Below are 10,906 nucleotides of genomic sequence, written 5' to 3'. Positions count from 1 at the left end.
TCCAGTAGGGAGGCAAGTTGCCTGGGCTGTCAAGGGTGTTGGCGGCGGCGAGTGGTCGGAATGGGGTGTTCCGCGAGGAATGCTGTGGGCGTAAGGGTGCGCACGGGGACTATGTATCCGTGAGGTCTCAACTCGGGAAAGACTGCCGTCCAACTTTGCATTCGATCTTGCTCACGTGGCGGGAAGTGGACTATACCTGTCGGCGTCCGCATAGCTGTTCAAGGTTGCGGGCAGGGGGACGAGCGGCGGTCGGGGCCATGTGGACCGGCGGCCGTGAAAATGGTCCTTTCCCCCTGCCGGCCGGCGCACGACCCGAGCTTCACTGAGTTTCCCTTCGGGAAAACACAGCAACTGACCGCGGTGGCGGGGCCCTTCGCCTGTGGCGAGCAGTACGGGCGACCGGTACACCGCCTGAGTCCTGGAGAAGGCGAGGACTTGAGCATGGGATCCACCTCCGCCCACACGAACAATGAGGGCCTCAGCCGTCGAAATCTGATCAAGCGGTCGGCCGCACTCGGCCTGATCGCCGTCCCGACGATGAGCTTCCTGTCCGCGTGTGCCAGCAGCGGCAGCGCCGACGACCAGGAGAAGCAGAAGGGCGAGGTGACCAAGGACAACCCGTTCGGCGTCACCAAGGGCGGCACCCTTGACGTCGTCATCTTCAAGGGCGGCTTCGGCGACCAGTACGCCATCGAGTGGGAAAAGCTCTACAAGGCCAAGTACGGGCCGCAGATCAGCCACCTCGGCACCCAGGAGATCACCGGCAAGCTCCAGCCCCGCTTCAACGCGGGCAACCCGCCGGACGTCGTCGACGACTCCGGCGCCCAGCAGATCAAGCTGGACGTGCTGCACAAGAACGGGCAACTCGCCGACCTCACCGAGCTTCTCGAGGCGCCGTCGGTCGACGACCCGGGCAAGAAGGTCAAGGACGTTCTGATCCCGGGCACCGCCGACAAGGGCTTCATCGGCGGCAAGATGCACGCGCTCAACTACGTCTACACGGTCTGGGGCGTGTGGTACTCCGGCAAGCTCTTCAAGGAGAAGGGCTGGGAGGTCCCGAAGACGTGGGACGCCTTCCTGGGCATCATGCAGGAGGCCAAGAAGGACGGCATCGGCGGCCTCGCCCACCAGGGCAAGCACCCGTACTACATCAACGTCATGATCATGGACCTGATCGCCAAGACCGGCGGTCTGGACGCCATGAAGGCGATCGACAACCTCGACCCCAAGGCCTTCGTCGGCAGCGACGTCGCCAAGCAGTCCATCGAGGCCATCTACGAGATCGTCGACAAGGGCCTGCTCATGCCGGGCACCAACTCCCTGGACCACATCGAGTCCCAGACCGCGTGGAACGAGGGCAAGGCCGTCTTCATCCCCTCCGGTTCCTGGCTGGAGAACGAGCAGTTGAAGCAGACGCCGGCGGACTTCGACATGAAGTTCCTGCCGATGCCGCTGCTGCCGGACAGCAAGCTGCCCTTCGAGGCGATCCGGGCCGGCGCGGGTGAGCCGTACATCGTCCCGGAGAAGGCCAGGAACAAGGCGGGCGGCCTGGAGTTCCTTCGGATGATGCTGTCCAAGGAGTGGTCGACGAAGTTCGCCCAGGTGGCCAACTCACTGACCATCCTCCAGGACGGCGTCGACAAGGGCGTATCCCTGCGCCCCGGCACCAAGTCGGCCGTCGAGGCCGTCGACGCCTGCCCGGTCGAGCAGCGCTTCGACTACTTCTACACCACCTGGTACAGCGAGATGGACGAGTCCATCCGCACCGCGTCCGCCGAGCTGATGGCCAAGCGCATCCAGCCGAACGAATGGCTCAAGCGGGCGCAGGCCGCGGTCGACAAGGCGGCCAAGGACCCGGCGAGCAAGAACAACAAGCGTCAGTAGCCGAGGGCCGGAAACCAGGGACAGGGTGCCATGCAACAGGGAAAGTACCGGTTCGTCACCGGATTTCTGATCGCTCCGGTCGTGCTGTACGCGGTCTTCATGATCTGGCCGTATCTGCAGACCTTCGGATACTCCTTCACGAACTGGCAGGGCCAGTCGCAGGAGATGAGCTTCGTCGGACTCGACAACTACACCGCGCTGTTCTCCGACGAGGTGTTCCTGAAGGCCCTGTGGCACAACATCCTGCTCCTGATCTTCCTCCCCGTCGCGACCATCCTGCTCGCCCTCTTCTTCGCCTTCATGGTGAACGTGGGCGGGCGGGGTGGCTCCGGCGGCATCCGCGGGGTGAAGGGATCGGGCCTCTACAAGATCCTGTTCTTCGTCCCGCACGTACTCTCGATCGCCATCCTCGCCGTGCTCTGGCGGGCGATCTACCGCGGTGACGTCGCCGGCCTGATCAACGGCGTCTTCATCGAGCTGGGTCTCTCCGATCCCGCGCACCCGATCGAATGGCTCAACGAGCCCGATCTGGTGCTGTGGTGCGTGGCCTTCGTACTGCTGTGGTGGGGCGTCGGCTTCTATCTCGTGCTGTTCTCCGCCGCGATGCAGTCGGTGCCGAAGGAAATCTACGAGGCCGCTCTGCTGGACGGCGCCAGCAGGACCCAGTCCTTCTTCCGGGTCACGCTTCCGCTGCTGTGGGACACCGTGCAGACCGCCTGGGTCTATCTCGCGATCCTCGCCATGGACTGCTTCGCCCTCATCTCCGTCATGACGCCGGGCAACAGCTACGGCGGCGGTCCCGACCACAACAGCGAGGTCATGGCGACCTACCTCATGCGCAACTTCCTCTCCTTCGGAAAGAGCGGTTACGCCTGTGCCATGGGCGTCGTGATCCTGGTCCTCACGTTGATCCTGTCCCTCGTCACGCTGCGGGCCAGCCGCCGCGAGCGCATCGAATACTGAGCGGGGAACACGCCATGTCGAACACCCGGTTGATCACCGGCGTCGAGAAGGACGCCGTACCAGCCCCGCGCATCTCGAAGATCGGAACGGGCGGCCGCCCCGGCGCCGGTGGCGGCGACGGGGAGGGCAGGGTCCTCAACGTCTTCTCGCACGGCTTCCTCATCCTGTGGGCCGTGATGATCGTGCTGCCGCTCTGCTGGCTGCTGATCGGCTCCTTCAAGACCGACACGGAGATCGGTGCCAGCGCCTGGTCGTGGCCCTCGAACTGGAACTTCGACGCCTTCGGCCGCGCCTGGGAGAAGGGGATCGGCGACTACTTCGCCAACACCCTGATCGTGCTCGCCTTCTCCATCCCGCTGACGATGCTGCTCGGCGCGATGGCGGCGTACGTGCTGGCCCGCTACGAGTTCCCGGGCAACCGCTTCTTCTACTACTTCTTCGTCGCCGGCGCGATGTTCCCGGTCTATCTGGGCCTGGTGCCGTTGTACTTCCTCGTCGACATGCTCGGCATGCTCAACACGTACCAGGGACTGATCCTGGTCTACATCGCCTACTCGCTGCCGTTCACCGTCTTCTTCATGCACGCGTTCTTCCGGACGCTGCCGACGGCCATCCACGAGGCCGCGGTCATCGACGGCGCCTCCCACACCCGGATCTTCTTCCAGGTCATGGTCCCGATGGCCAAGCCGGGTCTGCTCAGCGTCGGCATCTTCAACGTGCTGGGCCAGTGGAACCAGTACATCCTTCCCATGACCCTGATGCAGCAGCAGAGCGGCTTCGACAAGGACCGCTCGGTGCTGACCCAGGGGCTCGTCCTGCTGAACCAGCAGCAGGGCTACGAGGGCGACCTGCCGGTGATCTTCGCCGGTATGACGATCGCCATGCTGCCGGTGATCGTCGTCTACCTGTCCTTCCAGCGGCAGGTCCAGTCCGGTCTCACCGCGGGCACGCTCAAGTAACGAATAAGGACATGCCGCCCATGGCGGCACCCCGCCCGGGCCCCGTACGACACCGCGTCGAACGGGGCCCGGGCCCTTTGTTCTCGCTCACGGCCGCCTTGCCGCCCTTGCTCAAGGTCTTGACGCGAAAGGCCCCCGAGAGTTGAGCTTAGGGTTCACAAGTTGGAGAGACGTCGGGGTTGCCGTTCGCGATGGCCCCGGCCGGGGGCGGTCGTCGTGCCGCCCGCCGGGGGCAGGAGTGGATGAGTCGATGGAGACTCCGGGATCGCAGACATCTCTGCACCGGGCCAACCTCGAGCGGGTCGTGCGCGCGGTGCGCATGGCCGGCTCGCTCACGCAGGCGGAGATCGCCAGGAGTACCGGCCTCTCCGCGGCCACGGTCTCCAACATCGTCCGTGAGCTGAAGGACGGCGGCACGGTCGAGGTGACGCCCACCTCCGCGGGCGGCAGGCGCGCCCGCAGCGTCTCTCTCAGCGGCGACGCGGGCATCGTGATCGGCGTGGACTTCGGCCACACCCACCTGCGCGTCGCCGTCGGCAACCTCGCCCACCAGGTGCTCGCCGAAGAGGCCGAGCCGCTGGACGTGGACGCCTCGTCGGCCGAGGGGTTCGACCGGGCGGAGACCCTGGTCAACCGCCTGGTCGCGGCCACCGGGATCGGTCCCGGAAAGATCATCGGCGTCGGGCTCGGCGTGCCCGGACCCATCGACGTGGAGTCGGGCACGCTCGGGTCCACCGCCATCCTGCCGGGCTGGACCGGCATCAACCCCAGCGACGAGCTCTCGGGGCGGCTGGGCGTCCCGGTGTACGTCGACAACGACGCCAACCTCGGCGCGCTCGGTGAGCTGGTGTGGGGCAGCGGCCGTGGGGTGAAGGACCTCGCGTACATCAAGGTCGCCAGCGGTGTGGGCGCCGGGCTCGTCATAGACGGCCAGATCTATCGCGGGCCCGGCGGCACCGCGGGCGAGATCGGGCACATCACGCTGGACGAGTCGGGCCCGGTGTGCCGCTGCGGCAACCGCGGCTGCCTGGAGACCTTCGCCGCCGCGCGGTACGTGCTGCCGCTGCTCCGGCCCAGCCACGGCGACGGGCTGACCATGGAGAAGGTCGTCCGGCTCGCCCGTGAGGGCGACCCGGGCTGCCGGCGGGTGGTGGCGGACGTCGGCCGTCACATCGGCAGCGGCGTGGCCAACCTCTGCAACCTGCTCAATCCCAGTCGGGTGGTGCTCGGCGGCGATCTGGCGGAGGCTGGAGAGTTGGTACTCGGACCCATCCGGGAGTCCGTCTCCCGCTATGCCATCCCCAGTGCGGCGAGGCAGCTCTCGGTGGCGCCCGGAGCCCTCGGCGGGCGCGCCGAGGTGCTGGGTGCCCTCGCGCTCGTGCTCAGCGAAATGGGTGATTCGACCATTCTTGGGAGCACGTCCCCCACCGGGGCGCCCGCCTTCACTTAGATAACGGATGGCACCGTTGTCATCTCGTTAAGGATTTACTCCTTGACGCTGGCGGCGGGGCCGAGTTGACTTCCAGCCACCTCGGCCGCAGCGACGCGGCCTCGTCAGGGAGGTTTACATCGTGAACGCACATCTGCGTCGTGCCGCTGTTGCTGTCGCCGCCACCACCATGGCCGTCTCGCTCGCGGCCTGTGGCCAGGCGGGGCAGTCGGGCGACGCCGCCGACGAGACGGCCGGCAAGAAGGGCGACGACATCACCATCGGTCTTCTCCTGCCGGAGAACCAGACGGCTCGTTACGAGAAGTTCGACAAGCCGCTCATCGAGAAGAAGATCAGCGAGCTCACGGGCGGCAAGGGCAAGGTCGTCTACGCCAACGCCAAGCAGGACGCCACGCTGCAGACGCAGCAGGTCGACACGATGATCACCAACAAGGTCGACGCCCTGATCGTGGACGCGGTCGACTCCAAGGCCATCGCCGGCGGCGTCAAGAAGGCGAAGGACGCCGGTATCCCCGTCGTCGCCTTCGACCGCCTCGCCGAGGGTCCGATCGACGCCTACACCTCCTTCGACAACGAAGAGGTCGGCCACGTCCAGGGCAAGGCCCTGCTCGAGGCTCTCGGCGACAAGGCCAAGGACGGCCAGATCGTCATGATGAACGGCGCCATCACGGACCCCAACGCCGCGCTGTTCAAGAAGGGCGCCCACGCCGAGCTCGACGGCAAGGTGAACATCGGCAAGGAGTACGACACCAAGGAGTGGAAGCCGGAGAACGCCAACGCCAACATGGAGGCCGCGATCTCGTCCCTCGGCAAGGACAAGATCATCGGCGTCTACTCCGCGAACGACGGCATGGCGGGCGGCATCATCACCGCCCTCAAGGCCGGCGGCTTCACCAAGCTTCCCCCGGTCACCGGCCAGGACGCCGAGCTCGCCGGTGTGCAGCGCATCGTCGCGGGTGAGCAGTTCATGAGCGTTTACAAGCCGTACGCGCCGGAGGCCGCTGCCGCCGCGGAGATGGCCGTGGCGCTCGCCAAGGGCGAGAAGCTCGACGCGATCGCCAAGGAGAAGGTCGACAGCCCCACCAACAAGGGCATCCCGTCGGTCCTGGTCCCGGTCGTCTCGCTGACCAAGGACAACATCAACGACACGGTGATCAAGGATGGTGTCTACACCGTCCAGGAGATCTGCACCCCGAAGTTCAAGGCCGCGTGTGATGAGCTGGGTCTGAAGTAAGGCCGCTCGCCGGAGCCCCGTGTCCCACGCGGCTCCGGTCCAGCCGGGACGGACCGTCCCGCAGAAACCTTCCGGTGCCCCCTCCCGCCAACCAGCCCCCGCTGCGGGAGGGGCACCGGTCGGAACACTCGCGCATTCCACTTTGCTCAGCCTCCGCGCCGCCTCCCCCGGCGCGGCATCCCCGCCGGTCAGGCGGCGAAGGAGATGGTTCACGTGTCCGCTACGCCCGTGTTGGCGTTGCGAGGGGTCTCCAAGCGGTTCGGTGCCGTCCAGGCGCTCACCGACGTAGAGCTTGAGGTCCACGCCGGTGAGGTGGTCGCCCTGGTCGGCGACAACGGCGCCGGAAAGTCCACGCTGGTCAAGACGATCGCCGGCGTGCATCCCATCGATGAAGGCGCCATCGAATGGGAGGGCAGGGGCGTGTCGATCAACCGACCGCACGACGCCCAGAGCCTCGGCATCGCGACGGTCTACCAGGACCTCGCGCTGTGCGACAACATCGACGTCGTCGGCAACCTCTACCTCGGCCGCGAGCTCCGCAAGCGCGGTGTGCTCGACGAGGTCGAGATGGAGCGACGCGCGCTCGAACTGCTGAAGACGCTGTCGATCCGCATCCCCAGCGTCCGCATCCCGATCGCCTCGCTCTCCGGCGGTCAGCGCCAGACCGTGGCCATCGCCCGTTCGATGCTCGGCGAGCCCCAGCTCGTCATCCTCGACGAGCCCACCGCCGCCCTCGGTGTCGAGCAGACCGCACAGGTGCTCGACCTCGTGGAGCGGCTGCGGGAGCGCGGCCACGCCGTGATCCTGATCAGCCACAACATGGCCGACGTCAAGGCCGTCGCCGACAAGGTCGCCGTGCTGCGGCTGGGCCGGAACAACGGCGTCTTCGAGGTCAAGTCGACCTCGCAGGAAGAGATCATCTCCGCCATCACCGGCGCCACGGACAACGCCGTGACCCGCCGTGCGGCGCGCAACGCGGAGGTTCAGAAGTGAGCACCGAGAAAACCTCCACCCACGTCGAGGCGCCCGTCGTCAACCCGGACGCCGCGCATGACGCGGTCACCGCGGTCGACCCCCGGCTGCTGGTTCGCGAGCAGGGTTTGAAGGGATACGTCTCCGAGTTCCGGCGCAAGATGCACGCCGGTGACCTCGGCTCGATCCCGGTCGTCCTCGGCCTGGTGATCATCGCGATCATCTTCCAGAGCCTGAACTCCGCCTTCCTCTCCGCGGAGAACCTCAACAACATCGCCGTCACGATGGTCGGCACGGGCATGATGGCCGTCGGCATCATCTTCGTGCTGCTGCTCGGCGAGATCGACCTGTCGGTCGGCTCGGTCAGCGGTGTCGCGGGTGCCATCGTCGCCGTCATGAGCGTCACCCACGGGATGAACGAGTGGGTCGCCGTCCTCGTCGCCCTCGTCGGCGGTGCCGCCATCGGCGCGCTGCACGGCTTCTTCTTCGCCCGGATCGGTGCCCCCGCGTTCGCCGTCACGCTGGCGGGCCTGCTCTTCTGGCTCGGCTTCATGCTCCAGCTCCTCGGCGACGCCGGAACGATCAACCTGGACTCCGACGGCGTCGTCGGCAAGATGACCACGTACTACTTCTCGGACGTCGCCGCCGCCTACGGCCTCGCCGCCGTCGCCGTGGCCGTGTTCTTCGTGACGACGTTCTTCGACAACCGCCGCCGGGAGGCCGCGGGCGTCCCGTCCAGGCCGCTGTCCGACATCGTGCTGCGCACGGGGCTCCTCGCGGTCGTCGCCTTCGCGGCGGCGATCATGTTCAACCAGTACAAGGGCCTGCCTCTCGCGCTGGTGCTGTTCCTCGCGGTCCTCGTGATCACGGACTTCGTGCTCCGCCGCACCGCGTACGGCCGCAAGATCTTCGCGCTGGGCGGCAGCGTCGAGGCATCCCGCCGTGCCGGCATCAACGTCACCGCGGTCCGGATCTCCGTCTTCGCCCTCGCCGGGTTCTTCGCGGCGGTCGGTGGACTGTTCTGGGCCTCCAAGATCGCCGCGGCCAACCAGAGTGCCGGTACCGGTGACCTGCTGATGAACGTCATTGCGGCGGCCGTCATCGGCGGCACCAGCCTGTTCGGTGGCCGCGGCCGCACCTGGAACGCCCTGCTGGGCGTCATGGTGATCGTCTCGATCCAGTACGGCCTCGCCCTGGAGGGCATCGCGACACCCGTGGTCTACATGATCACCGGCGGTGTGCTGCTCGCCACTGTCGTGATCGACTCCATCACCCGCAAGACGCAGAAGACCGCTGGTCGCGCCTGACACAGCCCCCAGTGCCCGGCACCGCGCGGCGGTGCCGGGCACTGCTGTGTGCGGCTGCCGGTCCAACGAGAAGGCATGGCCGCGCATCAAAGATCGGGACCGGAACATTAGACTCGGGCAATCGGCAAGGCTCGATCAGCTCGAACGCAGCTCGAAGCAAGGAGGCAGAGTGACGCAGCCGCGCGAAGCGCGCCCTACACGGGTGGTGGTGGGCGACGGGTGGGGTCTGCTTTCCCGTATCAAGGGACCGCGCGACCTGGACCGGCTCGGCCCGGAGCAGCTGGAGCAGTTGGCGGCAGAGATCCGGACCTTCCTGGTGGACGCCGTCTCCAAGACCGGCGGCCATCTCGGTCCCAACCTGGGCGTCGTCGAGCTCACCATCGCGCTCCACCGGGTTTTTGACTCCCCGAAGGACAAGGTCCTCTGGGACACCGGCCACCAGAGCTATGTGCACAAGCTGCTGACCGGCCGCCAGGACTTCTCGAAGCTGAAGATGAAGGGCGGCCTGTCCGGCTACCCTTCGCAGGCCGAGTCCGAGCACGACGTCATCGAGAACTCCCACGCCTCCACCGTCCTCGGCTGGGCGGACGGCCTCGCCAAGGCGAACGAGGTGCTGGGGAAGGACGACCACGTCGTCGCCGTCATCGGCGACGGAGCGCTGACCGGCGGCATGGCCTGGGAGGCGCTCAACAACATCGCCGCGGCCAAGGACCGCCCGCTCGTCATCGTCGTCAACGACAACGAGCGCTCCTACGCCCCCACGATCGGCGGGCTCGCCAACCACCTGGCCACCCTGCGCACCACCGACGGCTACGAGCGCTTCCTCGCCCGCGGCAAGGACATCCTGGAGCGCACCCCGGTCGTCGGGAAGCCGCTCTACGAAACCCTGCACGGCGCCAAGAAGGGCCTCAAGGACTTCATCGCCCCCCAGGGCATGTTCGAGGACCTCGGCCTGAAGTACGTCGGCCCCATCGACGGCCACGACATCGAAGCCCTGGAGTCCGCCCTCGCCCGCGCCAAGCGCTTCGGCGGGCCAGTGATCGTGCACTGCCTCACCGAGAAGGGGCGCGGCTACCAGCCCGCCCTGGCGGACGAGGCCGACCGCTTCCACGCCGTCGGCAAGATCCACCCCGACACCGGTCTGCCCATCTCCAGCTCCGGCCTCGACTGGACCTCCGTCTTCGGCGAGGAGATGGTCAAGCTCGGCAAGGAGCGTGAGGACATCGTCGCCATCACCGCGGCGATGCTCCAGCCCGTCGGCCTCGACAGGTTCGCCAAGGCCTTCCCCGACCGCGTCTACGACGTCGGCATCGCCGAGCAGCACGGCGCCGTGTCCGCGGCGGGCCTCGCCACCGGCGGTCTGCACCCCGTCTTCGCCGTCTACGCCACCTTCCTCAACCGCGCCTTCGACCAGGTCCTCATGGACGTCGCCCTGCACAGGTGCGGCGTGACCTTCGTGCTCGACCGGGCCGGCGTCACCGGCACCGACGGCGCCTCGCACAACGGCATGTGGGACATGTCGATCCTTCAGGTCGTCCCCGGCCTGCGGATCGCCGCCCCGCGCGACGCCGACCAGGTCCGCGCCCAGCTGCGCGAGGCCGTCGAGGTCGACGACGCGCCGACTGTGGTCCGTTTCTCCAAGGGTGCCGTGGGCCCGGCGGTGCAGGCCGTCGGCACCGCGGGCGGCATGGACGTCCTGCGGTACGCCGACAGCGCCCGGCCCGACGTGCTGCTCGTCTCCGTCGGCGCGCTGGCCCCGATGTGTCTGGAGATCGCCGACCTGCTCGACGCCCAGGGCATCTCCACCACGGTCGTCGATCCGCGGTGGGTCAAGCCCGTCGACGAGGCGCTCGCCCCGCTCGCCGAGCGGCATCGGGTCGTGGTCACCGTCGAGGACAACAGCCGCGTCGGCGGTGTCGGTTCCGCCGTCTCCCAGGCCCTGCGCGACGCCGGCGTGGACATGCCGCTGCGCGACTTCGGCATCCCGCCGCGCTTCCTGGACCACGCCTCCCGCAAGGAGGTCCTCGTGGAGATCGGGCTGACCGCGCCCGACATTGCCCGTCAGGTCACCGGCCTCGTCTCCAGGCTGGACGGCCGCATCGTCGACAGTGAGGCGGTCGAGCCCGCCCGCGACTGA

8 protein-coding genes are annotated in these 10,906 nt (G+C 67.5%); all 8 read left to right on the top strand.

The window, feature by feature from the left end; translation table 11 throughout:
* The first annotated feature begins 441 nt into the window (after nucleotides 1-441).
* The 8 genes from ngcE to dxs all read left to right on the top strand — a co-directional run bounded on the left by ngcE (nucleotide 442) and on the right by dxs (nucleotide 10,906).
* The gene (gene ngcE / locus ACH5AF_RS26635; protein ID WP_398904903.1) at nucleotides 442-1,884 is read left to right on the top strand and encodes an N-acetylglucosamine/diacetylchitobiose ABC transporter substrate-binding protein; all 1,443 of its coding nucleotides are present in this window, start codon (nucleotides 442-444) and stop codon (nucleotides 1,882-1,884) included.
* 30 nt (nucleotides 1,885-1,914) lie between these two features.
* A complete protein-coding gene (locus ACH5AF_RS26630; RefSeq protein WP_398904902.1) occupies nucleotides 1,915-2,847 on the top strand; it encodes a carbohydrate ABC transporter permease in 933 nt (310 codons plus the stop codon).
* Between the two features lie 14 nt (nucleotides 2,848-2,861).
* A complete protein-coding gene (locus ACH5AF_RS26625) occupies nucleotides 2,862-3,806 on the top strand; it encodes a carbohydrate ABC transporter permease (protein WP_398904901.1) in 945 nt (314 codons plus the stop codon).
* Between the two features lie 250 nt (nucleotides 3,807-4,056).
* Complete coding sequence (locus ACH5AF_RS26620; RefSeq protein ID WP_398904899.1) at nucleotides 4,057-5,256, top strand: ROK family protein; 1,200 nt, start codon at nucleotides 4,057-4,059, stop codon at nucleotides 5,254-5,256.
* Between the two features lie 169 nt (nucleotides 5,257-5,425).
* The gene (locus ACH5AF_RS26615; RefSeq protein ID WP_398905093.1) at nucleotides 5,426-6,490 is read left to right on the top strand and encodes a sugar ABC transporter substrate-binding protein; all 1,065 of its coding nucleotides are present in this window, start codon (nucleotides 5,426-5,428) and stop codon (nucleotides 6,488-6,490) included.
* A 204-nt stretch (nucleotides 6,491-6,694) separates the two neighbouring features.
* The gene (locus ACH5AF_RS26610; RefSeq protein ID WP_398904897.1) at nucleotides 6,695-7,483 is read left to right on the top strand and encodes an ATP-binding cassette domain-containing protein; all 789 of its coding nucleotides are present in this window, start codon (nucleotides 6,695-6,697) and stop codon (nucleotides 7,481-7,483) included.
* Nucleotides 7,480-8,769: a sugar ABC transporter permease gene (locus ACH5AF_RS26605; protein ID WP_398904895.1), complete on the top strand. Its 1,290-nt coding sequence runs from the start codon at nucleotides 7,480-7,482 to the stop codon at nucleotides 8,767-8,769. The genes ACH5AF_RS26610 and ACH5AF_RS26605 overlap by 4 nt, the downstream gene beginning before the upstream one ends.
* Nucleotides 8,770-8,995: 226 nt before the next feature.
* A complete protein-coding gene (gene dxs, locus ACH5AF_RS26600; protein ID WP_398905090.1) occupies nucleotides 8,996-10,906 on the top strand; it encodes a 1-deoxy-D-xylulose-5-phosphate synthase in 1,911 nt (636 codons plus the stop codon).

Source organism: Streptomyces sp. NPDC018833, from assembly GCF_044390825.1.
Lineage (GTDB): Bacteria > Actinomycetota > Actinomycetes > Streptomycetales > Streptomycetaceae > Streptomyces.
Note: the sequence above shows the minus strand (reverse complement) of the source record. Positions and strands in the feature narration are given on the sequence as shown.